Annotated in this window: 19 protein-coding genes and 1 pseudogene; 9 read left to right on the top strand and 11 right to left on the bottom strand. The window is 72.6% G+C overall.

Translation table 11 applies throughout. From position 1 onward, the window contains the following. Positions 1-16: 16 nt before the first annotated feature. From OG448_RS18055 to rsmI, 4 genes are all read right to left on the bottom strand, one after another. Positions 17-1,312, bottom strand: a complete 1,296-nt coding sequence (locus OG448_RS18055) for a ubiquitin-like domain-containing protein (protein WP_405555074.1) — start codon at positions 1,310-1,312, stop codon at positions 17-19. Positions 1,313-1,433: 121 nt separating this feature from the next. Further along, positions 1,434-2,315: a TatD family hydrolase gene (locus OG448_RS18050; RefSeq protein WP_405555073.1), complete on the bottom strand. Its 882-nt coding sequence runs from the start codon at positions 2,313-2,315 to the stop codon at positions 1,434-1,436. 25 nt (positions 2,316-2,340) lie between these two features. Continuing rightward, on the bottom strand, positions 2,341-2,664 hold the full coding sequence (locus tag OG448_RS18045; protein ID WP_030814621.1) for a hypothetical protein: 324 nt from the start codon (positions 2,662-2,664) through the stop codon (positions 2,341-2,343). A gap of 259 nt (positions 2,665-2,923) precedes the next feature. After that, entirely contained in the window at positions 2,924-3,772 is an 849-nt protein-coding gene (gene rsmI / locus OG448_RS18040; RefSeq protein WP_405555071.1) for a 16S rRNA (cytidine(1402)-2'-O)-methyltransferase, read from the bottom strand. A 105-nt stretch (positions 3,773-3,877) separates the two neighbouring features. Between rsmI and OG448_RS18035 the strand changes: the two genes are divergently transcribed. The 3 genes from OG448_RS18035 (at position 3,878) to OG448_RS18025 (ending at position 9,491) form a co-directional block, all read left to right on the top strand. Further along, positions 3,878-5,629 carry a dolichyl-phosphate-mannose--protein mannosyltransferase gene (locus tag OG448_RS18035; protein ID WP_405555069.1) on the top strand — a complete coding sequence of 584 codons (1,752 nt, stop codon included), beginning with the start codon at positions 3,878-3,880 and terminating at the stop codon, positions 5,627-5,629. 472 nt (positions 5,630-6,101) lie between these two features. Then, positions 6,102-7,733: a penicillin-binding transpeptidase domain-containing protein gene (locus OG448_RS18030; protein WP_405555068.1), complete on the top strand. Its 1,632-nt coding sequence runs from the start codon at positions 6,102-6,104 to the stop codon at positions 7,731-7,733. A gap of 96 nt (positions 7,734-7,829) precedes the next feature. Further along, entirely contained in the window at positions 7,830-9,491 is a 1,662-nt protein-coding gene (locus OG448_RS18025) for a penicillin-binding transpeptidase domain-containing protein (protein WP_405555066.1), read from the top strand. Here OG448_RS18025 and OG448_RS18020 read toward each other — a convergent pair whose 3' ends face one another. Next, positions 9,492-9,833: an SsgA family sporulation/cell division regulator gene (locus OG448_RS18020; protein ID WP_031184234.1), complete on the bottom strand. Its 342-nt coding sequence runs from the start codon at positions 9,831-9,833 to the stop codon at positions 9,492-9,494. Between the two features lie 161 nt (positions 9,834-9,994). Here OG448_RS18020 and OG448_RS18015 point away from each other — a divergent pair, with 161 nt between their 5' ends. The 4 genes from OG448_RS18015 to OG448_RS18000 all read left to right on the top strand — a co-directional run bounded on the left by OG448_RS18015 (position 9,995) and on the right by OG448_RS18000 (position 13,801). After that, complete coding sequence (locus OG448_RS18015; protein ID WP_405555064.1) at positions 9,995-11,041, top strand: energy-coupling factor ABC transporter permease; 1,047 nt, start codon at positions 9,995-9,997, stop codon at positions 11,039-11,041. 1 nt (position 11,042) lies between these two features. Next, on the top strand, positions 11,043-11,804 hold the full coding sequence (cbiQ, locus tag OG448_RS18010) for a cobalt ECF transporter T component CbiQ (protein WP_405555062.1): 762 nt from the start codon (positions 11,043-11,045) through the stop codon (positions 11,802-11,804). Beyond that, a complete protein-coding gene (locus OG448_RS18005; protein ID WP_405555060.1) occupies positions 11,792-12,559 on the top strand; it encodes an energy-coupling factor ABC transporter ATP-binding protein in 768 nt (255 codons plus the stop codon). Before cbiQ ends, OG448_RS18005 begins: the two co-directional genes overlap by 13 nt. Before the next feature lie 81 nt (positions 12,560-12,640). Then, positions 12,641-13,801, top strand: a complete 1,161-nt coding sequence (locus OG448_RS18000; RefSeq protein WP_405558845.1) for a serine hydrolase domain-containing protein — start codon at positions 12,641-12,643, stop codon at positions 13,799-13,801. A 6-nt stretch (positions 13,802-13,807) separates the two neighbouring features. On the opposite strand, the gene OG448_RS17995 is transcribed toward OG448_RS18000, so the two are convergent. The 5 genes and pseudogenes from OG448_RS17995 to OG448_RS17975 form a co-directional block, all read right to left on the bottom strand. Next, on the bottom strand, positions 13,808-14,083 hold the full coding sequence (locus OG448_RS17995) for a DUF1876 domain-containing protein (RefSeq protein WP_405555058.1): 276 nt from the start codon (positions 14,081-14,083) through the stop codon (positions 13,808-13,810). Positions 14,084-14,163: 80 nt separating this feature from the next. Beyond that, positions 14,164-15,075 (bottom strand): annotated as a pseudogene (locus tag OG448_RS17990) (NAD(P)-dependent oxidoreductase); the annotation flags it as partial. 266 nt (positions 15,076-15,341) lie between these two features. Then, entirely contained in the window at positions 15,342-16,187 is an 846-nt protein-coding gene (locus OG448_RS17985; RefSeq protein WP_403387867.1) for an EamA family transporter, read from the bottom strand. 135 nt (positions 16,188-16,322) lie between these two features. Further along, positions 16,323-18,527, bottom strand: coding sequence for an MMPL family transporter (locus OG448_RS17980; RefSeq protein ID WP_405555056.1), 2,205 nt, complete (start codon positions 18,525-18,527; stop codon positions 16,323-16,325). A gap of 111 nt (positions 18,528-18,638) precedes the next feature. Further along, positions 18,639-19,238 carry a TetR/AcrR family transcriptional regulator gene (locus OG448_RS17975; RefSeq protein WP_405555055.1) on the bottom strand — a complete coding sequence of 200 codons (600 nt, stop codon included), beginning with the start codon at positions 19,236-19,238 and terminating at the stop codon, positions 18,639-18,641. 183 nt (positions 19,239-19,421) lie between these two features. Between OG448_RS17975 and OG448_RS17970 the strand changes: the two genes are divergently transcribed. Both OG448_RS17970 and helR read left to right on the top strand, forming a co-directional pair. Next, positions 19,422-22,697 (top strand): S41 family peptidase, encoded by a 3,276-nt coding sequence (locus tag OG448_RS17970; protein ID WP_405555054.1) that lies wholly within the window; start codon positions 19,422-19,424, stop codon positions 22,695-22,697. Positions 22,698-22,841: 144 nt separating this feature from the next. Next, positions 22,842-25,019 (top strand): RNA polymerase recycling motor ATPase HelR, encoded by a 2,178-nt coding sequence (helR, locus tag OG448_RS17965; RefSeq protein ID WP_405558844.1) that lies wholly within the window; start codon positions 22,842-22,844, stop codon positions 25,017-25,019. Positions 25,020-25,087: 68 nt separating this feature from the next. On the opposite strand, the gene OG448_RS17960 is transcribed toward helR, so the two are convergent. Further along, complete coding sequence (locus tag OG448_RS17960) at positions 25,088-25,315, bottom strand: hypothetical protein (protein WP_405555053.1); 228 nt, start codon at positions 25,313-25,315, stop codon at positions 25,088-25,090. Between the last annotated feature and the right edge of the window lie 17 nt (positions 25,316-25,332).

Raw genomic sequence — 25,332 nt, 5'->3', positions numbered from 1 at the left:
GGCGCCGACGCCCGCCTCAGCCGCGCAGGCGTGCTCCGCAGTGCGGCCAGGGCGAGGTGCCGTGCCGCAGGTACAGGGTCTTGGCGCGCCGGGTCTGCTCCTCGGGCGGCGCGTCCTGGGGGCGTCCGCTGCCGCCGAGGCCGTGCCAGGTGGCGGTGTCGAACTGGTAGAGGCCGCCGTAGGTGCCGGAGGGATCGACGGCGTTCGCCCGCCCGCCGGACTCGCAGACGGCGAGCGCGTGCCAGTTGAGGCTGTCGGCGCCCGAGGCGGTGGCCGGGCGGGCCTTGGTGCCGACCCGGACGAGCTGCCGGCGCGGCTCGCGGACCACCTCGGAGCGCTCGCGGCGGGGGCGCTGCCGGACGCCGTTGACGGTGCGCAGCAGGTAGGTGGTGCGGCGCAGCCCCGGCCGCCCGGCCTGGTCGACGACCTCGGTGCCCTTGAGCAGCGTGGGGTCCTCGGTGCGGCGCACGGCGTACGGGATCTCCTCGTCGCGTGTCTCGTGGGTGCCGGTGATCCGCAGCACGGTGACGGTCTGCCCGTCGCGCGGGAAGGAGGTGCCGGGCACGGAGGTGGTGTCCTCGCCGTGCAGGGTGATCCCGGCCTCGCGCAGGGCCTCGGCGACGGTGGCCGCGTTGGTGCGCAGGGTGCGGGTGCGGCCGTCCGCCATGACGGTGACGCTGCGCTCGGTACGGACGTCCAGGGCGAGCCCGGCGCGGCCGATGGGCAGCGAGCGGGACGCGGACAGGTAGGCGCCCTCCGCCCGCACCCCGAGCTGCCTGAGCGCGCCGTCGACCGTGTCGGCGGTGGTCCACACCACGCGGCGCTCGCCGTCGATGGTGAGCCGGACCGGGCGGCCGTGGCGTACGGCGATCTCGTCGCCGTCGGTGAGCGGGGTGCCGGGAGCGGGCGCGACGACGTCGTGCCGGCCGACGCGGACGCCCTCGTCGGCGAGGAGGCCGGTGACGTCGTCGGCGAAGGTGTGCAGGGTGCGGGGGTGTCCGTCGACGGTCAGCTCGACCGCCTTGTCCTCGGCGACGAAGGCGGCGGTGCCCCCGGCGAGGAAGGCGACGACGAGTGCCTGGGGCAGCAGCCGGCGCACCGGGGACTCGGGCCGCGCGGCGGCCCGGCGTCTGCGTCCCGCCGGCCTCGGTCCCTCCGGCGCCTCGCGGGGCGGGGGTACGGCCTCGTAGGCGGGCCGGTAGGTGTCGCCGGCCACGCCGTACGGCAGGGTCAGCGCGCTGTGCACCGACGGCACGGCCGGTTCGTCGCCGAGGGTGCCGTGGGGGCCGTACCGCTCGTACTGCTGGGTCACGCCGACACGCTCCAGGGGGCGTTGGCCGATCGGGCCCCCAGAACCTAGCGGAGCGGGCGTCACTCTCCAAAGCGACGCGACCACTCAGGGTCACACCTCGAACTGGCGCCTCAGTGCGGCCTCAGTACCCGAAGGCGCGCGCGGTGTTGGCGCCGAGGGCGGCGGCGAGGGTGTCCTCGTCGGTGCCGCGTACGGCGGCCATGGCGCGCACGGTGACCGGGATCAGGTACGGGGCGTTGGGGCGGCCGCGGTAGGGCGCCGGGGTGAGGAAGGGGGCGTCGGTCTCGACCAGGACCAGCTCCAGCGGGGCCACGGCCAGGGCGTCCCGGAGGTTCTGGGCGTTCTTGAAGGTGACGTTGCCGGCGAAGGACATGTAGTAGCCCTCGCGGGCGCAGATCTCGGCCATGTCGGCGTCGCCGGAGTAGCAGTGGAAGACGGTGCGCTCGGGGGCGCCCTCCTCCTTCAGCACGCGCAGCACGTCGGCGTGGGCGTCGCGGTCGTGGATGACCAGGGTCTTGCCGTGCCGCTTGGCGATCTCGATGTGGGCGCGGAAGGACCGCTCCTGCGCCTCCTTGCCCTCGGGGCCGGTGCGGAAGAAGTCGAGGCCGGTCTCGCCGACGCCCTTGACCTGCGGGAGCGCGGCGAGCCGGTCGATCTCGGCGAGCGCCTCGTCCAGCGCGGCGTCCCCGCCCGGCACGCGGGGACCTTGGCGGGACCAGCCGTCGGGGTCGCCGTGCACGATGCGCGGCGCCTCGTTCGGGTGCAGGGCGACCGTCGCGTGGACGCGGTCGTGCGCGGCGGCCGTCTCGGCGGCCCAGCGGGAGCCCGCCAGGTCGCAGCCGACCTGCACGACCGTCGTCACGCCGACCGACGCGGCCTTCGCCAGCCCCTCCTCGACGGTGCCGGACTGCATGTCGAGGTGGGTGTGGGAGTCGGCCACCTCGACGCCGAGGGGCGCGGGGAGCGGGGGCGGCGCGTTCTTGTCGCTGGCGTTCGCAGGCATGCTCCGATCCTACGAAAGGGCCCCGCTAGCTCGCCCGGCGCTGGAAGGGATGCAGCAGGTCGGAGAGGTGCCAGTGGTGGGCCTCCGGCTCGGGGCGCGGGGTGCGTACGGAGGACACCTGTCCCGCGCGCATGATCCGTACGACGTGCCCGTCGCAGTTCTGGCACACCGGCCGGCTCAGCGGGGACGGCACGACGGTGCCCTCGACCACGTACCGGACGCACTCATGGCCCTCGGTGTCGGTGTGGTGCTCTATCGCGTACGACTGCTCCCAGCCGTGCCCGCAGCGCATGCAGGCGAACGCGTACGACTCGTGAACGGCGGCGATCTGCCCGGCGACCTCACTCATGCCCAGCTCCTGCGGTCCACTGGCGCCCCCGGTACGGAGGCGGGGGACGGTTCCCGCCCCTTCGGCCAGTGGACGCCCGCCCCGCCCCGAACGCACGCGACCTGTCGACTGTTGGACGCCCCTTGGACGTTCCTTGCCAAACCGCTCCGCTCAGGGCCCGTTCCCTTTGCCCACCCGACCCCCCGTTTGCCCACCCATGGGGCGCACTCCGGCATACGCGCTGCCCAGCAGGCGCGGGGCTCCGGCTGGAGGAGCCCCCTCAGTCCCCCGAGCGCTTCGCCGCGACCACCGCGTCGAAGACCACGCGCTTGGGGAGGCCCGCCTCGGTGGCGACCGCGGCGATGGCCTCCTTGCGGCGTTCGCCGGCGTCCTCGCGGATGCGGACGCGGCGGACGAGTTCGTCGGCGTCGAGTTCCTCGGGGCCGGAGTCGGGGGCGCCCTCGACCACGACGGTGATCTCGCCGCGTACGCCCTCGGCGGCCCAGGCGGCCAGGTCCGCGAGGGGACCGCGCTTGACCTCCTCGTACGTCTTGGTCAGCTCGCGGCAGACGGCGGCCCGGCGGTCGGCGCCGAAGACCTCGGCCATCGCGGCGAGGGTGTCGTCGAGCCGGTGCGGGGCCTCGAAGTAGACGAGGGTGCGCCGCTCACCGGCGACCTCGCGCAGCCGGGACAGCCGCTCGCCGCCCTTGCGCGGCAGGAACCCCTCGAAGCAGAACCGGTCCACCGGCAGCCCGGACAGCGCGAGCGCGGTGAGCACGGCGGACGGCCCCGGCACGGCGGTGACCTTGATGTCGTGCTCGACGGCGGCCGCGACCAGCCGGTAGCCGGGGTCGGAGACCGACGGCATCCCCGCGTCCGTGACGAGGAGCACACGGGCGCCCCCGCGCAGCTCCTCCACCAGCTCGGGGGTGCGCGCGGACTCGTTGCCCTCGAAGTACGAGACCACCCGGCCGCCCGGCATCACCCCGAGGGCCTGGGTGAGGCGGCGCAGCCGCCGGGTGTCCTCGGCGGCGATCACGTCGGCCTCCGCCAGCTCCTTGGACAGCCGGGGCGGGGCGTCCGCGACGTCGCCGATGGGGGTACCTGCGAGGACAAGGGTTCCAGTCACGGGACCATCCTCCCAGGGGCGCCGGGCGGCACGGAAAACGATCGCGTCCCAATCGGTACCGCGCTTGCACGGGACTCACACGGCACGTTTCCCTACCATGGCGCGGTGACCAGTACCGCGTCCTCCACGGACCTCCGGCAGGGCCAGGCGCCGCCCGACGACGAGCGGCCCTCCTGGCAGCGGCGGCTGCGCCGATTCGGCTACGTACCTCCCGCGGGCGCCCCCGCGGCCGACGTACGGGACCGGCTCGTGCCGCCCTACGCGCAGCCCTCGCCGAGGGTGTGGCAGGTGCTGGGCTGCCCGCCGCACCTGGCGGACCGGATCACCCGCTGGTCGGGCTGGGGCGGGCCGCTGCTGGTGACGCTGCTCGCGGGCCTGCTGCGGTTCTGGCACCTGGGCAGCCCGCGCGCGGTGATATTCGACGAGACGTACTACGCCAAGGACGCCTGGGCGCTCGTCCACCGCGGCTTCGAGGTCAACTGGGACAAGAACGCCAACGACGCGGTCCTCGCCACCCACGGCCACCTCGCCGTCCCCACGGACGCGGCGTACGTGGTGCACCCGCCGGTCGGCAAGTACGTGATCGGCCTCGGTGAGCTGGTCTTCGGGTTCGACCCGTTCGGCTGGCGGTTCATGACCGCGCTGCTCGGCACGCTGAGCGTGCTGCTGCTGTGCCGGATCGGCCGCCGGATGTTCCGCTCGACCTTCCTCGGCTGCCTGGCGGGCGGGCTGATGGCGGTGGACGGCCTGCACTTCGTGATGAGCCGGACCGCGCTGCTGGACGGCGTGCTGATGTTCTTCGTGGTCGCCGCCTTCGGCTGCCTGGTGGTGGACCGGGACCGGGCGCGGGAGAGACTCGCCGCCGCGCTCCCGGTCGGCCCGGACGGCATCGCCCGCCCGGACGCCCGGATCGGCGACACCTTCCGCTTCGGCCTGCGCCCCTGGCGCTGGGGCGCCGGCGTGATGCTGGGCCTGGCCTTCGGCACCAAGTGGAACGGTCTGTACATCCTGGCCGCGTTCTGCCTGATGGCCGTGCTGTGGGACGTGGGCGCCCGCAAGGTGGCGGGTGCCCGGCACCCGTACGAGGCGGTGCTGAAGTACGACACCGGGTTCGCGTTCCTGGCGACGGTGCCGGTGGCGATCGCGGTGTACGTCGCCTCCTGGATCGGCTGGATCCTCTCCCCCACCGACGGCACCGGCGGCTACTTCCGCAACTGGGCCGCGACCGACGGCCGGGGCGGCTCCTGGACCTTCCTGCCGGACTGGCTGCGCAGCCTGTGGCACTACGAGCACGAGGTCTACAGCTTCCACGTCCACCTGTCGTCCCCGCACACCTACCAGTCCAACCCGTGGAGCTGGATCGTGCTGGGCCGCCCGGTCTCGTTCTTCTACGAGTCCCCCGGCCCCGGCTCCGCCGGCTGCCCGATCGGCACCACCGACAAGTGCGCCCGCGAGGTCCTGGCCCTCGGCACCCCCATGCTCTGGTGGGCCGGCTGCGCGGCGATCCTCTACGTCCTGTGGCGCTGGGCCTTCCGCCGCGACTGGCGGGCGGGCGCCATCGCCTGCGGCGTCGCGGCCGGATACCTCCCCTGGTTCATGTACCAGGAGCGCACGATCTTCCTCTTCTACGCGGTCGTCTTCGTCCCCTTCCTCTGCCTGGCCGTCGCCATGCTGGTCGGCGCGATCATCGGCCCCCCGAACTCCACCGACACCCGCCGCGTGGTCGGCGCCACCGCCGCCGGCGTCCTGGTCCTCCTGATCGCCTGGAACTTCATCTACTTCTGGCCCCTCTACACCGGCCAGGCCATCCCCATCGCCTCCTGGCGGGGCCGGATGTGGCTGGACACCTGGGTCTAGCTGCGGGACACGCCAGGTTTCGCCACCCCCTCAGGGGCGCTGCCTGGGGGTTTGGGAAGCGCCAGGGGAACGCGCCAGTCGAACGCCACCGTGGCCGCCACCGGCAAATGGGGGCGAACCACCATCCGGGGTGGGGGCGGAGCGGTTGAGCGGGTGGGGGCGGTTGGGGTTTTCTCTCTCCCGGAGGCCCCAGGGGGAGAGCCTCCGTCACGGTCCCCGTACGTGTGGGGTCCGGCTCCGGTCACGCACCCCGGAGCCGGGCGGACGCGCGGGGACGGGGCGGGTCCGGGCGCAACGCACGTCGCCCGGACCCGCCCCTCGTGCGTCCGCCGTTCAACGTCTCCGTTCGGACAAGTCTCGGAAACGTCCGCCCCAACTGCCTGTGGAGCACATACAGTTCCGTCCGCACCAACTTTTGAACGCGTTCAGGAAGCCGGTGCATCACGGGGACTTCACGGGGAGGAATCGCTTCATGGGCACGTCGAAGGGCAAGGGAGTCAGAGTCGCGGTCATCAGCGGCGTGTGCGTGACGATGCTGGGCGGGGCCGGGTACGGCATGTACAACATCGCCTCCGCGCTGAACACCACCGCGACCGGCGGCACCAAGGCCATACCGACCGGGCCGCCCAGCCGCGAGGAGGTCGAGCAGACCACCGCGAAGTTCTTCGCCGCCTGGGAGAAGGGCCGGCCCCAGGAGGCGGCGAACCTCACCAACTTCCCCGAGGAGGCCGAGTCACTGCTGACCGCGTACGGCTCGGACGCGCACATCACCGGCGTGCACATCACCCCCGGCAAGGCGACCGGGGAGACCGTGCCGTTCCGGGTGCGGGCGACGGTGTCGTACGGGGAGGAGTCCCGGCCGCTGGCGTACGCGAGCAGGCTGAGCGTGGTACGCGGGGTCAACTCGCACCGCCCGCTGGTCGACTGGGACCCCGCGCTGGTGCACCCGAAGCTGGCGAAGGGCGACTCGCTGACCGTCGAGGAGTCCGCCACCCCGCAGGTCGACGCCGTGGACCGCGACGGCCAGGTGCTGACCCAGGAGAAGTACCCCTCCCTCGGCCCGGTCCTGGACGAGCTGCGCAAGCGGTACGGCGCCAGGTCGGGCGGCCGGGCCGGGGTCGAGCTGGTGGTCCGGCACGACGGCAGCGGCGCCGCCGACACCACGCTGATGACCCTGGTCAAGGGCAAGCCGGGCAAGCTGCGCACCACGCTCAGCGCGAGCGCCCAGGCGGCGGCCGAGGCGGCGGTGACCGACTACACCAACTCCTCGGTGGCGGCCGTGAAGCCCAGCACCGGCGAGATCCTGGCCTTCGCCAACCACCGCGACGACGGCTTCAACGCGGCCTTCCTCGGCGAGCTGGCGCCCGGCTCCACCATGAAGATCATCAGCGCCGCGACCCTCATCGACTCCGGCCTCACCTCGGCGAGCGGCCCGGCGCCCTGCCCGCCGTCGGCCGTGTGGCAGAGCCAGACCTTCACCAACCTCACCGATCTCGAGCCGAACGAGAACGCCACCCTCTCCGAGAGCTTCGCCCGCTCCTGCAACACGGCGTTCGTGAAGTTCGCGGACGAGGTCAAGGCGGACTCCCTGACCACGGAGGCCGCGCAGCGGTTCGGCATCGGACGGAACGACTGGAAGGTGGGCGTGCCCTCCTTCGACGGCCGGGTGCCCGCGCCGGACGGCCCCGACAAGGCGGCCGGGCTGATCGGGCAGGGCCAGGTCCAGATGAGCCCGCTGAACATGGCGTCGGTCACGGCGACCGCGAAGACCGGCACCTTCCGGCAGCCGGTGATCGTCCCGCTGAGCCTGGACGGCCGCCAGGCCGCGACCGCGCGCGGGCTGGCGCCGGGCACGTCCCAGCAGTTGCGGGAGATGATGAACCGCACCGCGCGCAGCGGCACCGCGGCGGGCGTGATGGCCGGGCTGCGGGGGGACGTGGGCGCGAAGACCGGTTCGGCGGAGGTCGACGGGCAGTCACGGTCCAACAGTTGGTTCACCGGATACCGGGACGACATCGCGGCGGCCGCGATGACGGAGGACGGCGGGCATGGCATCGACGCCGCCGGTCCGATTGTCGCAAGAGTGCTACGGAGTGCGGGCTGAGATCGGCCGCGTCCGGGAGGACTCTAGGCTGTTGAGGTCGTTGGGGACGTGTGAGGGCTGCGGGGACCCCGGGGAGAGCGCGGAGGACTTGGGACTGTGGGCAAGAGAAGGCGTGCCGCCGAACGGCCGAAGAGGAAACCCGCCGTACTCGGCGGCATGATCGCCCTCGTCGTCGGCGGCGCCGGGTTCGGCCTCTACGCGCTGTACGGCGGCGGGGCGTCCGCCGAGGAGGCGTCCACGCTGTCCGACCACAAGAGCGTGAAGACCGGGCCGCCCAGCGCGCTGGAGGTCAAGACGGTCGCCACCCGCTTCCTGACCGCCTGGCAGCAGGGCCATGTCACGGAGGCGGCCGCCGCCACGGACGACGCCAAGGCGGCCACCGCCCTGCTCACCGGCTACGCCAAGGACGCCCGCCTGAAGGACGTCACCCTCACCGCGGGCCGGGCGGCCGGCGCGAAGGTGCCGTTCGACGTCCACGCGACCGTCTCGTACCAGGGCGTCAGCAAGCCGCTGGCGTACACGAGTTCGCTGACCGTGGTGCGGCGGGCGAGCGACGGCGCGGCGCTGGTCGGCTGGCGGCCCGCCGTGGTGCACCCGGAGCTGAAGGACGGCGACACGCTGGTCACCGGCGCGTCCGGCACCCCGCCGGTCAAGGCGCTCGACCGCACCGGCGGCGAGCTGACGGTGACCGCCTACCCCTCGCTGGGCTCGGTGCTGGACGGGCTGCGGGAGAAGTACGGCAAGACGGCCGGCGGCAAGGCGGGCGTGGAGCTGCGCGTGGTGCGCGGCAAGGCGTCGGAGAAGGCCGGGCTGTCGGACAAGACGCTGGTGGAGCTGAGCGAGGGCACACCGGGCACGGTGAAGACCACGCTGGACCCGAAGTTCCAGGCGGCGGCCGAGCAGCAGGTGGCCAAGCGGGAGCAGGCGTCGGTGGTGGCGCTGCGCGCCTCGACCGGTGAGATCCTCGCGGTCGCCAACAGCGGCCACGGCTTCAACATCGGCTTCCAGGGCTCGCTGGCCCCCGGCTCCACCATGAAGGTGATCACCTCCTCGCTGCTGATCGAGAAGGGCCTGGCGGAGGCGGACAAGGAGCACCCCTGCCCGAAGACCTTCACCTTCGGCGGCTGGAAGTTCCACAACGACGACGACTTCGAGATCAAGAACGGCACCTTCAAGGCGAGCTTCGCCCGCTCCTGCAACACCGCCTTCATCAGCCAGGCGAAGAAGCTGAAGAACGACGACCTGACCAAGCAGGCCCAGCAGGTCTTCGGACTCTCCATGAACAACTGGTCGGTCGGCGTGCCCACGCTGGACGGCTCGGTGCCGGTGCAGTCGGCGGCGCAGATGGCGGCCTCGCTGATCGGGCAGGGCGGGGTGCGGATGAACCCGCTGAACATGGCCTCGGTGGCGGCGACCGTGAAGACCGGCACCTTCCACCAGCCCTACCTGGTCGCCCCGTCCGTGGACCACCGCACGCTGGCGACGGCGTCCCGCACGATGTCCCCGAAGACACTGGGCCAGCTCCGCGAGCTGATGAACTTCACCGCCGCGTACGGCACGGCGGCCGAGGCGATGTCCGGGCTGGGCCCGGACTACGGCGCCAAGACCGGTTCGGCCGAGGTCGACAACCAGAAGAAGCCCAACGGCTGGTTCACCGCCTACCGCGGCGACCTCGCCTCGGCCGGTGTGGTGCAGGCGGGCGGCCACGGCGGCGACACGGCCGGGCCGATCGTCGCCACCCTGCTGAAGCTGGGCTGATCAGTTCCGGACGGGCTCGGCCGTGTAGGTGCGCAGCAGGAACCGGGTCAGCGACTTCACGTCGAACTGGACCACGTCCACACCTTCCGGGGAGTGGAACTCCAGGACCGCCTGCACGCGCCCGCACGGCCAGACCCGTACGTCCCCGCTCTCGGCGGGGGCGCGCAGGCCGTCCTCCAGCAGGGACCGGGAGAAGGTCCACTCGGCGGGGCCGGGCAGTCCGACCTGGACGGAGAGGGGGTCGGCGTCGGGGTCGTAGCGGAGCACCACGCGTACGGCGTCGGGGTCGTCCTCCGCGTCCGTGACGATGTGGGCGCGTGTGTACTGCTCGACTACGGACATCGGATCGCCCTCTCACGTTCGGTGACCGCTAGGAAGGACGCACAGCCACTTCGTCTCTAATGTCGCATATTTCCTGATTTGTGCCCCTGGAGAGCCGAGGCCGAGAGTCGAGACCGCCTCGCTCTTGCAAGGCATTCGCAACAAGCGCTTAAAATCAAACGGTGCATGTACCCGACGGATTCATCGACGCCCCCACCTCCGCTGTCACCGGGGTGGTCGCCGCAGGCGCCCTCGCGGTGAGCCTGCGCGGCGCCCGCCGCGAACTGGACGAGCGCACCGCGCCGCTGGCCGGCCTGGTCGCCGCGTTCATCTTCGCCGTACAGATGCTCAACTTCCCCGTGGCGGCCGGCACAAGCGGCCACCTGTTGGGAGGTGCGCTGGCCGCGATACTCGTCGGCCCCTACACGGCCGTGCTGTGTGTGTCGGTCGTGCTGCTCATGCAGGGCGTGCTGTTCGCGGACGGCGGCCTGACCGCGCTCGGCGTGAACATCACGGACATGGCGATCGTCACGACCGTGGTCGCGTACGCCGTCTTCAAGGCCCTGCTCGCGGTACTGCCCCGCTCCCGGCGCTCGATCACCGCCGCGTCCTTCGTCGCCGCCCTGCTCTCCGTGCCGGCCGCGGCCGTCGTCTTCACGCTGATCTACGCGATCGGCGGCACCACGGACGTGTCCATCGCCAAGGTGGCCACCGCGATGATCGGCGTCCACGTGCTGATCGGCATCGGCGAGGCCGTGATCACCGCGCTCACCGTCGCCGCGGTCGTCGCGGTCCGCCCCGACCTGGTCCACGGCGCGCGCGGGCTGCGGCAGAAGCTCCAGCTCCGGGTGAACGGCGAACTGGTCGACGCCCCCGACGCCGCCCCGGCCCCGGCCGTCGCGCGCACCTCCCGGCGCACCCTGTGGATCACCGGCCTGGTGACCTCGCTGGTCCTCGCCGGGTTCGTCAGCTTCTACGCCTCCGCCAACCCGGACGGCCTGGAGAAGGTCGCCCACGACAAGGGCATCGACAAGAAGACCGAGCCGCACCACTCCTCGGACTCCCCGCTGGCCGACTACGGCGTCAAGGACGTGGCGAACGCCCGGCTCTCCGGCGGTCTGGCGGGCGTGATCGGCGTCGGCGTCACCGTCGTCGCGGGCAGCGCGGTCTTCTGGGCGGTGCGCCGTCGCCACGACCACGACGCCTCTCCCGCGAACACGAGCGTCTGAGATGGGCGCCGGCCACGCGCACAAGCTCTACCGGCACGGGCACTCGCCCGTGCACCGGCTGCCCCCGCACACCAAGCTGGCGGCCGTCTTCGCCTTCGTCGTGGTGGTGGTCTCCACCCCGCGCGAGGCGATGTGGGCGTTCGGGGTGTACGCGCTGCTGCTGGGCTTCGTCGCACACCGGGCGCGGGTGCCCGCCGGGTTCCTGCTGAAGCGGCTGCTGATCGAGGTGCCGTTCGTCGCGTTCGCGGTGCTCATGCCGTTCGTCGCGGAGGGCGAGCGGGTGCACGTCCTCGGCCTCTCGCTGAGCGTCAACGGCCTGTGGGGCGCGTGGAACGTGCTGGCCAAGGGCACCCTGGGCGTCGCCGCCTCCGTACTGCTCGCCGCCACCACCGACCTGCGCGAACTGCTGCTCGGGCTCCAGCGGCTGAAACTGCCGCCGCTGCTGGTGCAGATCGCCTCCTTCATGATCCGCTACGGCGACGTCATCACCGACGAGATGCGCCGGATGCGGATCGCCCGCGAGTCGCGCGGCTTCGAGGCGCGGGGGGTACGGCAGTGGGGGGTGCTCGCCAAGTCGGCGGGCGCGCTGTTCATCCGCTCGTACGAGCGTGGCGAGCGGGTCCATCTGGCCATGGTGAGCCGGGGCTACGCCGGGTCGATGCCGGTCATCGACGAGGTCACCGCCACCCGTGACCAGTGGCTGCGCGCCCTGGCCCTGCCCTGCTCCGCCCTCGTCGTCTGTCTGCTGGGATGGTTCCTGTGAGTACCGCATCGCTGTCGCTGGAAGTCTCCGGCCTCGCCTTCGCCTACCCCGACGGCCACCAGGCCCTGTTCGGCGTCGACTTCACCGTCCCGCGCGGCGAACGGGTCGCGCTGCTCGGGCCGAACGGCGCGGGCAAGACCACCCTCGTGCTGCATCTCAACGGCATCCTGTCCGGCGGTACCGGCACGGTCACCGTGGCCGGACTCCCGGTCGGCAAGCGGCACATGGCCGAGATCCGGCAGAAGGTCGGCATCGTCTTCCAGGACCCCGACGACCAGCTCTTCATGCCGACCGTGCGCGAGGACGTGGCGTTCGGACCGGCGGCGGCCGGGCTGAAGGGGGCCGCGCTGGAGGAGCGGGTACGGACCGCGCTGGAGCAGGTCGGCATGGCCGGCTTCGCCGACCGGCCCCCGCACCACCTCTCCTTCGGGCAGCGGCGCCGGGTCGCGGTGGCGACGGTCCTGGCGATGCGGCCGGAGATCCTCGTCCTCGACGAGCCCTCCTCCAACCTCGACCCGGCCTCCCGGCGGGAACTGGCCGACATCCTGCGGGCGTTGGACGTCACGGTCCTCATGGTCACGCACGATCTGCCCTACGCGCTCGAGCTGTGCCCGCGTGCGCTGATCCTCAGTGACGGGGTGATCGCGGCCGACGGTCCCACGGGCAAGCTGCTCTCCGACGACGCGCTGATGCGGGCGCACCGGCTGGAGCTGCCGTTCGGGTTCGACCCGCGCACGGTGGCGCTGGACGCGTAGGAGTTCCGGGCCGAGGAATCCAAGGCCGTACGGCCGTGTTTCACTCGTGAGTGCGGGCGAGGAAAGGGATACGGCGTGGATGTGCGTGTGAACGGCACGGTGGCCGAGGGCTTCGAGCCGGTGGCGGAGGCGTTCGCGGCGAACTTCGCCCGGCTCGGGGAGCGGGGCGCGGCCGTGGCCGTGTACCGGGACGGGCACCGCGTCGTCGACCTGTGGGCGGGCACCCGGGACGTCGACGGTTCCGCCCCCTGGGAGCGCGGCACCGCGCAGATCGTGCGCTCCGCGACCAAGGGTGTCGCCGCCGCCGCGCTCCTGCTGCTGCACCAGCGGGGGCTGCTGGATCTGGACGCCCCCGTAGGCGCGTACTGGCCCGAGTTCAAGGCGGCGGGCAAGGAGCGCGCCCTCGTGCGCGACCTGCTCGCCCACCGGGCGGGCGTGCCGGTGCTGGACCGGCCGCTGACCCCTGTGGAGGCCGCGGACCCCGACCTCGGCGCGGCCGCGGTCGCCGCGCAGGCGCCGGTGTGGGAGCCGGGCACGGACCACGGGTACCACGCGCAGACGTACAGCTGGCTCACGGGTGAGCTGGTCCGCCGCGTCACCGGGCGCCCGGTGGGCGAGTTCGTCGCGTCCGAGATCGCGGGGCCGGCCAGGGCGGACGTGTGGCTGGGGCTGCCCTCCTCGGAGCAGTCCCGCGTGGGCCGGGTGGGGCCGGTGACGGCACCGGAACCGACTGGCGCGCTGAAGGTACGTCCCAAACGGGCCGTGGCCGACGCCTACGCCGACCCCTCCTCCCTGACCCGGCGCGCCTTCGCCGCGATCACCCCGCTGCCGGACGAGAACGCGCCCGGCTACCGGTCGGCCGCCCTCCCCGCCTCCAACGGCATCGCCACGGCGGACGGGCTGGCCCGCGTGTACGCGTCCCTGATCGGTGAAGTGGACGGCGGTACGCGGCTGTTCACCCCCGAGACGATGGAGCTGGCCCGCGCCGAGGCGTCTGCCGGCCCGGACCGGGTGCTCGTGGTGGGCACCCGGTTCGGCCTCGGCTTCATGCTCCACGGCCCCGCGTCCCCGCTGCTCTCCCCCACCGCCTTCGGCCACCCCGGCCGAGGCGGTGCCCTCGCCTTCGCCGACCCCGCCTCCGGCATCGCCTTCGGCTACGTCACCAACGGCTTCCAGGGCGGAGTGACGGCGGACCCGCGCGCACAGGCGCTCGTGCGGGCGGTACGGGCTTCGCTGGGCTGACGCCGCTCACACGTGGATGGGGTGCGAGATGCGCCCGGAGTCCGCGTCGATCTCCTCGTGCGCCTTGGTCAGCAGGCGCATGGCCAGTTCGTTCAGGGCGCGGGCGCCGGCGATCTCCTCGCCGACCCTCGGCTGGTTGGAGTCGACCTGGTGCCGGGTGGCATGCCCCTGCGCCCGCACCTCACTGCCGTCCGCCAGCCGCACCAGCGCCACCGCGCGCGTGTGCTGGTCGTCCTCCTCGAACTCCAGCTCGATGTGCCAACCCACGGTGTTGTGCATCATCCCAACCACCTCCGAAAGCCACCGTGCTCCCTGCTACCAGGGTGCGCTCGCCTCCGGCGAAGTTCACGTCGGCCGAGGGTTCACTCCGTCTTCTCCTCGAAACTCGCGAAGTAGGCCGCCGCCATGTCCTCGTCCCCGTGGCCCTGGGCGGCCGCGCGGGCGAAGCGGTTGGCGGTGGCTTCGGCGAGGTCGAGGCGGACGCCGCCCCGGTCGGCGGCGGAGGTGATGAGGCGGGCGTCCTTCTCCGCGGTGGCCACGGCGAAGGAGGCCGGGGTGAGCTTGCCGTCCAGGACCAGGGCGGACTTGGCGCGGAGGTAGCCCATGTCCAGCGGGCCGCCCTCGATGAGGTCGAAGAACGAGCGCGGGTCCACCCCGAGCGCCTGGGCGAGGGCCAGCACCTCCCCGGTGGCCGCGGTGACCGCGAGCACCCAGTTGTTGGCGACCAGCTTGAGCCTGCTCGCGCTGCCCTCGGCGCCGTCCTCGCCGGTCCACACCGTGCGGGAACCGACCGCGTCGAAGACCGGCGCGAGGGTGGCCCGCCCCGCCTCGGGCCCGGCGGCCAGCACGGTGAGCTGACCGTCCTCGGCGGGCTTCCGGGTACCGAGCACGGGCGCGTCGTAGAACTCCAGACCGTGCTCGCGGGCGAACGCGGCGAGGCGGCCGGTGAGTTCGGTACCGGCGGTGGTGCTCTGCACCCACAGGGTGCCGGGACGCAGCGCGGGCGCCGCCTCGCGCATCACGTCCAGCACGGTGTCACCGTCGTACAGCATGGTCAGCACCACGTCCGCGCCCTCGACCGCCTCGGCGGGCGTGCCGGTGACGCGGACGCCGTCCTCCGCGAGCGGCTCGGCCTTGGCGCGGGTGCGGTTCCAGGCGCGTACGGGAAGCCCGGCGGCGGCGAGGTTGCGGGCCATGGCGGCGCCCATGATGCCGGTGCCCAGCACGGCGACGGTCGGCCGGTCGGTGGCGGTCATACGGTGGCTCTCCTTCTCACGAGGTGTCGTCCCACGAGGGGGCGTCGATCATGTCCCTCGCCCCCATCCTGCCCGCAAACCCCGCCCGCCCCGCCGTGACTCAGCGGGCCTGCTCGTCCCGCGTGAAGAATTCGATCAGTTCCGCGGACGTGGGCTTGTGGTGGGCCTCGGCGGCCGCGTCGGCGCTGCGGGGGAACAGCACCCGCTGACGAGCATCCCGCCCTGCGTACGCGCGACCCACCGACACCGACCCGACAGCCCCGACAGCGGGCCGACAGGGCGATTCACCCCGCGTGCAGCATCAGCCCGATTCCCACCACCAGCAGCCCCGCCGCCGCGATGCGCGGAGCGCCGAAGCGTTCCTTGAAGAAGAGGGCGCCGATGGCCGCGCCGACGATGATCGAGGATTCGCGGAGGGCGGCGACGGGGGCGAGGGGGGCGCGGGTCTGGGCCCAGAGGACGAGGGCGTATGCGGCGACGGAGAGGACCGCGCCGAGGAGGCCCAGCGTGGCGTAGGGCTTGAGCCGGCGGACCATGTCACCGCGGAAGCGGTAGTACATGTACGCGGGGATGAAGACCCCCTGGACCGCCATCAGCCAGGCGATGTAGCCGAGCGGGGTGTCCGCGTGCCGTACGCCGATGCCGTCGAGGACGGTGTACACGGCGATGGTGAGCCCGGTGGCGACGGCGGCGCCGATGGCCTTCCAGTCCGGCCGCCGCCCCCGCAGCCCCCACAGGCTCACCCCGGTCAGCCCGACGCAGGACACGGCGACCCCGGCCGCAGCCCACCCGCCGGGCACCTCGTGCGCGAACAGGGCGGCCAGCACGGTCACGACCAGCGGGGCGGTGCCGCGCGCGATCGGGTACGCCTGCCCGAAGTCCCCGAGCCGGAAGGAGGTCATGAGCAGCGCGTAGTACGCGACATGCACTCCGGCGGAGATGAGCAGGTACGGCCACGCGGGCCCGGCCGGCCAGGGCGCGAACAGCGCCATCACCAGCCCGACGACCAGCCCGCCCCCGGCGATCAGCGTGAACCCGGTCAGCTTGTCGCTGATCCGGTGGGCGATGGCGTTCCACCCGGCGTGGGTGAACGCGGCGAGCAGTACGGCGGCGGTGACGAGCGGCGTCACCGGTCAGGACCAGTCGTCGTCATACCTGGCACGCTAACCGATCACTTCGTGGCCTGTACACGGGGTTTGCCCGGCGTGACGACGGACGGCCGGTGAGGCGCCTGCCCCACCGGCCGTCCGTTCGTCACACACCCGTCAGGCGCGGACCAGTTCGCGGTCCCCGTCCGTGTCGGAGGCCGTCTTCAGGCCCTCGCCCTCGACGTCCACGTTGGGCAGGGCGCGGTCGAGCCAGGACGGGAGCCACCAGGCGCGGCGGCCGAGGAGGGCCAGGACGGCCGGGACGATGGCCATGCGGACGATGAAGGCGTCGAAGAAGACGGCGATGGCCAGGCCGAATCCGATCATCTTGATCATCGCCTCGCTGGAGCCGATGAAGCCGGAGAAGACGGCGATCATGATGACGGCGGCGGCGGTGACGACGCGGGCGCTGTAGCGGAAGCCGGTGACGACCGCCTGGCCCGGGTTCTCCCCGTGGACGTACGCCTCACGCATCCGGGTCACGAGGAACACCTCGTAGTCCATGGCGAGTCCGAAGACCACACCGACCATGAAGATCGGCATCATCGACATGACCGGCCCGGTCTGCTCGACGTTCATCAGGCCGGACAGCCAGCCCCACTGGAAGACCGCGACGACCGCGCCGAGGGCGGCCAGCACGCTGAGCAGGAAGCCGAGGGCCGCCTTCAGCGGGACCAGGATCGAGCGGAACACCACGATCAGCAGCAGGAAGGCGAGGCCGACGACCAGCGCGAGGTACGGCAGCAGCGCGTCGTTCAGCTTCTGCGACACGTCGATGTTCATCGCCGTGGCCCCGGTGACCAGCAACTCCGCGTCCGTCGCGGAGGCGATCGAAGCGCTCTTGCCCCGGATCGCGTGCACCAGGTCCTCGGTGGTGGCCGAGGACGGCTGGGACTTCGGTACGACGGTGATGATCGCGGTGTCGCCCGCCTTGTTGGGCGCCGGCGGGGTGACCGTGACGACGTCCTTCAGGCCCTTGATCTCGTCGCCGACCTTGGCGAACGCGGCCTTCTCGTCCCCGCTGCCCTTGGCGTCCACCACGACCATCAGCGGGCCGTTGAAGCCGGGGCCGAAGCCGTCGGAGAGCAGGTCGTAGGCGCGGCGCTGGGTGGTGGAGACGGGCTGGGAACCGTCGTCGGGCAGGCCCAGTTCGAGCGAGGCGGCCGGGACGGCGGCGGCGCCGAGGCCGACCACACCGAGCAGCAGGACGGCGACCGGGCGCCGGACCACGAAACTCGCCCACCGGGTGCCCATGTTGGGGCGGCCGGCCTTCTTGGCCGCGCGTCCGCCGCCGAGCAGCTTGCTCTTCTCGCCGGCCGGCTTGACCGTACGGCCCGCGTAGCCGAGCAGCGCCGGGATCATGGTGAGCGCGATCAGCACGGCGATGGCGACCGTGCCCGCGGCGGCCACGCCCATCTTGGTCAGCATCGGGATGTTGACGACGGAGAGCCCGACCAGCGCGATGACGACGGTCAGCCCCGCGAAGACCACCGCCGAGCCCGCCGTACCCACGGCCCGGCCGGCCGCCTCCTCGCGCTCGCGGCCCTCGGCCAGTTCGGCGCGGTAGCGGGAGACGATGAAGAGGGCGTAGTCGATGCCGACCGCGAGGCCGATCATCGTGGCCAGGGTGGAGGTGGTGGAGCCCAGGTCGAGCGGGGTGGCCAGCGCGGTGATCGTGGAGACCCCGATGCCGACGCCGATGATCGCGGTGAGCAGCGGCAGCCCGGCCGCGATGAGCGAGCCGAAGGTGATGACGAGGACGACGGCCGCGATGGCGATGCCGATGACCTCGCTGGACCCGGTCTCCGGCGCGGTGGTGAGCGCGTCACCGCCGATCTCGACGGTCAGCCCGGCGTCCCGCGCGTGCCCGGCGCTCTCCTTGAGGGCGTCACGGGAGGAGTCCTCCAGCTCCATCCCGGAGACCTTGTACTTCACCGAGGCGTAGGCGATCGTGCCGTCCCGGCTGACCGCCTTTCCGGTGTACGGGTCGGCGACGGAGGCGACCTCGGAGCCGGAGCCCAGCTCCTTGACCGTCTTCTCCACCGCCGCCTTGTTGCCGGCGTCGGTCATCTTCTGACCCTCGGGCGCCTTGAAGACGACGCGGGCGGTGGCGCCGTCGGCGCTCATGCCGGGGAAGCGCTGCTCCAGCAGGTCGAAGGCGCGCTGCGCCTCGGTGCCGGGTATGGAGAAGGACGAGTTCCCGGCGGGCGGCGCGGTGGCGGCGCCCACCCCGGCGAGGGTGAGCAGCGCGACCCACAGCAGGGCGACGAAGTGCCGTCGCCGGAAGGCGAATCGGCCGAGTTTGTACAGGTACGTGGCCACGAGGGCGTACTCCCGGTCAGGTCGTGAAAGGCATCTGGGCAGGGGTGGTCAGCCCGGCGACGTGAGCGGTGACGTCAGGTGGTGGGCTTGCTGGGGAGAGAGCTGGGTCGGTCAGACGGTGGGGACGCCGAGAGCGGGGAGGATCACGGCGTCGATGTAGGAGCTGAGGAAGTCCTGGGTGGGGGGCTGCTCGTCGATGAGCGCCCGGGTGGCGAACGCGCCGATCATCATGTGCACCACGAAGGGCAGCGCCGGGTTGTCCGGGGCCACTTCGCCCCGGTCCACGGCCCGTCCGAGCATCCGGCGCAGCTCGGTCATCTCGGGCTCGATGACCTGTTCCCGGAAGGCGTGCAGCAGGTCCGGGTTGGTGTGGGTGGCCATGGCCAGGCCCCGCATGAGGGCGCTGTCCTGCTCCATGGCGCAGTCGTCCTCGCGGTGCACGATCGCGAGGAAGTCCCCGCGCAGCGAGCCGGTGTCCACGTCGGAGATCCGGCCGGGTTTGCTGTGCCGGATCGCGCGGGCGACCAGTTCGGCCTTGCCGCCCCACTGGCGGTAGAGCGTGGCCTTGCTGGAGCGGGTGCGGGCGGCGACGGCGTCCATGGTGAGGGCGTCGTAGCCGACCTCGCGGAGCAGGTCGAGGACCGCCTCGTACAGCTCGGCCGCACGCTCGGGCGTGAGTCTGCTGCGACGCGCGGTGGCGGCGTCGGTCATCCGCCTCACCCTCTCCCGCTCATCGGAACGACACGGCTCGCGTACGGGACCCCGTACAGGACGAAGGTACCCCGGCCACCTACGAAACGAAACCGTTTCGTACGCCTGCCGAGGGTGTCCTGCGTCACGGGGTGCCGGACCGCACGAGTTGCTGTGCCCCTCGCGTCGGAAAAGCATGGATAGGTGAGCTATCTGCGGCTTCCCCACATCAGTGACGATCTGCTGTGCTTCGTGGCCGAGGACGACCTCTGGCTGGCGCCGCTCGACGAACCGGGCCGCCCCTGGCGGCTCACCGCGGACCGCACCAAGGCCGGACACCCCCGCTTCTCGCCCGACGGCAAGCAGATCGCCTTCACGAGCTGGCGCAGCCTGGTGCCCGAGATCCACCTCGTGGACGTGACCGGCGGCCCGGCGCGGCAGTTGACGTACTGGGGCAGTGCCGACACCCAGGTGTGCGGCTGGACGCCCCCGGACCAGCACGGGAACAGCGACATCCTGGCCGTCGCCTCGCACGGCCAGCCCTTCTCCTACTTCACCTGGGCCCACAAGATCGGCACCGACGGCAGTCCCGGTGGCCGCCTGCCCTGGGGCCCGGTCGGCGACATCCAGGTCGCCGACACGGCCGGCGAGCACCAGACCCTCCTCCTCACCGGCACGCCCCCGCACGAACCGGCGTCCTGGAAGCGCTACCGGGGCGGCGCGACGGGACGGCTGTGGCTCCAGGGGAAGCGGCTGCTGGAGGACCTCGACGGCCAGCTCTCCTCCCCGATGTTCGTCGCCGGACGCATCGCCTTCCTCTCCGACCACGAGGGCATCGGCAATCTCTACTCCGTCGCCCCCGACGGCACCGACCTGCGCCGCCACACCGACCACGACGCCTTCTACGCCCGGCACGCCGCGACCGACGGCGAGCGGGTCGTCTACCAGTGCGCGGGCGACATCTGGATCGTGGACGACCTCTCCCCCACCGGCACCCCGCGCAGGCTCGACATCGACCTGGGCGGTCCGGCTCCCGGCCGCCGCCCCTACCAGGTGCCCGCGGCGCACAACGTGGACGGCCTCTCCGTGGACGAGACCGGCCGGGCCAGCGCGGTCACCGTCCGGGGCAGCCTGTACTGGCTCACCCACCGCGACGGTCCGGCCCGCACCATCGCCGACACCCCCGGCGTCCGGGTGCGCCTGCCGGAGATGCTGGGCTCGACCGGCCAGCTCGCCTACGTCACCGACGCCGAGGGCGACGACGCCGTCGCCATCGCCCAGCTCCCCCGCGCCAGCGGGGGCCGCGAGCCCCGGCTGCTCGCGCAGGGCAGGCTGGGCCGGGTGCTGGAGCTGGTCTCCGACCCGGAGGGCGAACGGCTGGCGGTCGCCTCGCACGACGGCAGGCTGCTGCTGATCGACGTGGCGGAGGACGAAGAGGGTACGGAGGGCAGGCAGCCCGGCACCGTCACCGAGCTGATCCGCTCCGACAACGGGCCCGTCCGCGACCTCGCCTTCTCCCCCGACGGCGCCTGGCTCACCTGGTCCCACCCCGGCATCGGCCGCTCCCTGCGCCAGATCAAGCTCGCCCGCATCAAGGACCGCCTCGTCGTCGACGTCACCAACGGCCGCTTCGAGGACGAGAACCCCGTCTTCACCAGTGACGGCCGCTACCTCGCCTTCCTCTCCTGGCGGGGCTTCGACCCGGTGTACGACGTGCACACCGGCGACCTGTCCTTCCCGCTCGGCTGCCGCCCCTACCTGGTCCCGCTGAACTCGGCCACCCCCTCCCCGTTCGCGCTCAGCCCGGAGGGGCGCCCGGCCGCGGGCGGGCTCGATCCGCTGGAGGCGGGGTCCGGCGAGGGCGGCGCGGTGACGGTGGAGGTGGAAGGGCTGGAGAACCGGGTCACGCCGTTCCCGGTGATGTCCTCCAAGTACTCGGCGCTGCGCCCGGTCGCGGGCGGCGGACTGGTGTGGCTGCGCTGGCCGATCTCCGGGGCGCTGGGCGAGACCTTCGTCAACCCGGCCGACATCAGCGGGCGGCCCACGCTGGAGCACTTCAACATCAGCAAGGCGAAGAAGTCCGAACTGGTCGGCCACCTCGACTGGTTCGAGGTGAGCGGCGACGGCACCCGGCTGGTCGTGGTGGACGAGGGCGACCTGCGCGCGGTGCCGGCCACCGAGCCCGGCGACAGCGACAGCACGGTCTGGATCGACCTGCGCCGCATCCTGCACGAGGTGGACCCGGCCGCCGAGTGGCGGGGCGCGTACGCCGAGGGCGGCCGGATCATCCGGGACTACTTCTGGGACCCCGGCATGTGCGGGATCGACTGGACGGCGGTCCTGGAGCAGTACCGCCCGCTGGTCGAACGGGTCACCTCCCCCGACGAGTTCGCCGACCTGATGCGCGAGGTCCTCGGCGAACTGGGCACCTCGCACGCCTACGTCACCCCGGCCCGGCGCAACGAGGGCCCCCCGCACTACCAGCGACGTCAGGGCCTCCTCGGCGTCAACTTCGTTTGCCGGGACGGTGCCTGGACGGTCGCCCGCATCCTGGACGGCGACTCCTCCGACTCTCGCGCCCGCTCCCCCCTGGCCGGCACCGGCATCCGTGAGGGCGCCGTGCTGACCCACGTCAACGGCCGCCCGGTGGACCCGGTGGCCGGGCCGTACCCGCTGCTCGCGGGCTCCGGCGGCACCACCGTGGACCTCACCTTCACCCCGCCGGCGGGCGAGCCCGGCCCCGCCCGCCGGGTGGCCGTCGTCCCGCTGATCGACGAGCGGCCGCTGCGCTACCAGGACTGGGTGGCCAAACGGCGCGAGGTCGTCCGGGAGTTGAGCGGCGGCGAGTGCGGCTATCTGCACATCCCCGACATGGGCGGCTCCGGCTGGGCCCAGTTCAACCGCGACCTGCGCCTGGAGGTGTCGCGGCCCGCGCTGATCGTGGACGTACGCGGCAACGCGGGCGGGCACATCAGCGAGTTGGTGATGGAGAAGCTGACCCGGTCCATCCTCGGCTGGGACCTGACCCGGGACGCGCAGCCGGTGTCGTACGCCTCCAACGCGCCGCGCGGGCCGATCGTGGCGCTCGCGGACGAGGCGACGTCCTCCGACGGGGACATGATCACCGCCGCGTTCAAGCTGCTCGGGCTCGGCCCCGTGGTCGGGCAGCGCACCTGGGGAGGGGTCGTCGGCATGACCGGGCGGCACCGGCTCGGGGACGGCACGGTCATCACGGTGCCGATGAACGCGGCATGGTTCGACGAGTACGGCTGGTCGGTGGAGAACCGGGGTGTCCCCCCGGACCTGGAATCGCTGCGCACCCCGCTGGACTGGGCCGAGGGCCGCTACGCCCAGCTCGACGACGCGGTGGAGCTCGCGCTGGACATGCTGGAGACGACCCCGGCCGCGGTACCGCCCGACTACAGCGACGTACCGGACCGCTCGCGGCCGAAGCTGCCGCCGCGCGAAGAAGGGGGGTGAGGGGGTCGAAAAAGAAGGCGGGAGGAATTGGCACTCGCCGCCATTCACAACATATAGCGCAAGGGGGGCCTTGCGGCAAGGCCCCCCTCATGCCGCAGAATCGCTCGCCGAGCCCAGAACCTGCGGAAATGAGTGATCCACTACATGTGTGCGCTGCTGTCCGAGCGTGAGCCCGCGCCGGAGTCCCGCGCGTTCGACCTCCCCGACCGGCTCGCCGCCAAGGCCGACCCGGCGCTGATCGCCGCCGACGAGCGGCACTTCGCGGACATCGCCGCGAGCCTGGAGCAGACCGTCGCCGAACTGTCCGAGAGCCTGGACGCCCTCCGCCGGGCGCCCGGCGGGGTCGGCCGGGAGGTGCTGGAGCGCGACCTGGAGATCCACCGGCTGACCACCCAGTTGCGGGCTCTTCGCCGCTTCGGCCTCGACCTGTGCCTGGGCCGCATCGTCCACGCCGACGACGCAGAGAACGCGACACCGATGTACATCGGGCGGCTCGGCCTCACCGACAGCACCGGCCGCCGGCTGCTGATCGACTGGCGCTCCCCCGCCGCCGAACCGTTCTTCGCCGCGACCCACGCCCACCCGATGGGCCTGGCGAGCCGCCGCCGCTACCGCTGGACGCGCGGCCGGATCAGCGACTACTGGGACGAGGTGTTCACCGCCGACGGTCTGGAGCACCACGCGGCGCTGGACGACCAGTCCGCGTTCATCGCCACCCTCGGCACCAACCGCTCGGAGCGGATGCGGGACGTGCTCGCCACCATCCAGGCCGACCAGGACGCCATCATCCGCGCCTCCTCGCGCGGCGCCCTCGTGGTGGACGGCGGCCCCGGCACCGGCAAGACCGTCGTCGCCCTGCACCGCTCCGCCTACCTGCTCCACTCCGACCCGCGCCTCGGGCACCGTCGCGGCGGAGTCCTGTTCGTCGGCCCGCACCAGCCCTACCTGAACTACGTCGCCGACGTGCTGCCGAGCCTCGGCGAGGAGGGGGTCCAGACCTGCACCGTGCGGGACCTGGTCGCCGAGGGCGCGGCGGCGGGCGTCGAGGCGGACCCCGAGGTGGCCCGGCTGAAGTCCTCGGCGGACCTGGTGAAGGGCATCGAGAAGGCGGTGCGCTTCTACGAGACCCCGCCCACCGATCCCCTGACCGTCAGCACCCCCTGGGCCGAGCTGCGCCTGACCGCCGCCGACTGGGCCGAGGCGTTCGAGGCCGCGGAGGCGGGCGTCCCGCACAACGAGGCCCGCGACCTGATCTGGGAGGCGCTCGTCACGATCCTCCACGACCAGCTCGACAAGGAGGTCCCGCCGAAGCTGTTCCGCCGGGCGCTGGCCTCCGACGGCGAGCTGACCGGCACCCTCCGGCACGCCTGGCCCCTGCTGGAGGCGGCCGACCTGGTCGGTGACCTGTGGACGGTCCCGGCGTACCTGCGGATGTGCGCCCCCTGGCTCTCCCCCGACGAGGTGCGCCTGCTGCGCCGCGCCGATCCGCAGGCGTGGACGGTGTCCGACCTGCCGCTGCTGGACGCGGCCCGGCAGCGGCTCGGGGACCCGGAGACCTCGCGGAAGAAGCGCCGCCAGGCCGCCACGGTCGCCGTCGAGCGGGAGCGCATGGCCGCCGTCATCGACAGTGTGATCGCGGCCGACCCCGACGGCGAGGGCGCGGTGACCATGCTGCACGGCCAGGACCTCAAGGACAGCCTGGTCGACGAGGGCGCGCTGCCCGCCATCGAGGCGGACACGCTGGCCGGGCCGTTCGCGCACATCGTGGTGGACGAGGCCCAGGAGCTGACCGACGCCGAGTGGCAGATGCTGCTGCTGCGCTGCCCGTCGCGGAGCTTCACCATCGTGGGCGACCGCGCCCAGGCCCGGCACGGCTTCACCGAGTCGTGGCGGGAGCGGCTCGCGCGGGCGGGCCTCGGCCGGGTGGACGTGGCGTCGCTGAGCATCAACTACCGCACCCCCGAAGAGGTGATGGCGGAGGCCGAACCGGTGATCCGCGCCGCCCTCCCGGACGCCAACGTGCCGACCTCGGTACGCGCCAACGGCATCCCGGTCACCTACGGCCCGGTGTCCGACCTGGACTCGGTGCTGCACGACTGGCTGGCCGAGAACGCCGAAGGGACCGCCTGTGTCATCGGCGATCCCGCCTTCAAGGAGCGCCCGCGGGTCCGGTCGCTCACACCGGAGCTGGCGAAGGGGCTGGAGTTCGACCTGGTCGTGCTGGTGGACCCGGACGCCTTCGGCGAGGGCATCGAGGGCGCGGTGGACCGCTACGTGGCGATGACCCGCGCGACCCAGCGGCTCGTCGTACTGAGCGCCTAGTCGCGCCGGGGCGGGGCACCCGGACGTGCCGGGTGCCCCGCCGCGTGGCTTGCGCCGGATCTGCCGCGTCAGGCGGTGTGGTCCGGGTCGAAGCGGTCCTCCACCTCACGCATGCCGCCCTCGGCGCGGTCACGCTGGGGCTGGTGGGCGCGCTCCTGGTGGTCGCGCCCCTGCGGGCCGCGCTGACCGGCCTTCTCGCCGGGCCGGCCGGCCTTCTCCTTGGCCTGGCCGGCCTTCTCCTTGGCCTGGTCCTGCATCTTGCGGGACTTCTCCTGGAACTGGTCCTTCATACCCATGTGGGTTCACATCCCTG

This window comes from Streptomyces sp. NBC_01171 (assembly GCF_045039805.1).
Taxonomy (GTDB): domain Bacteria; phylum Actinomycetota; class Actinomycetes; order Streptomycetales; family Streptomycetaceae; genus Streptomyces.
The sequence above is the reverse complement of the archived record's forward strand: the minus strand, read 5'-3'. Positions and strand labels throughout refer to the sequence as shown.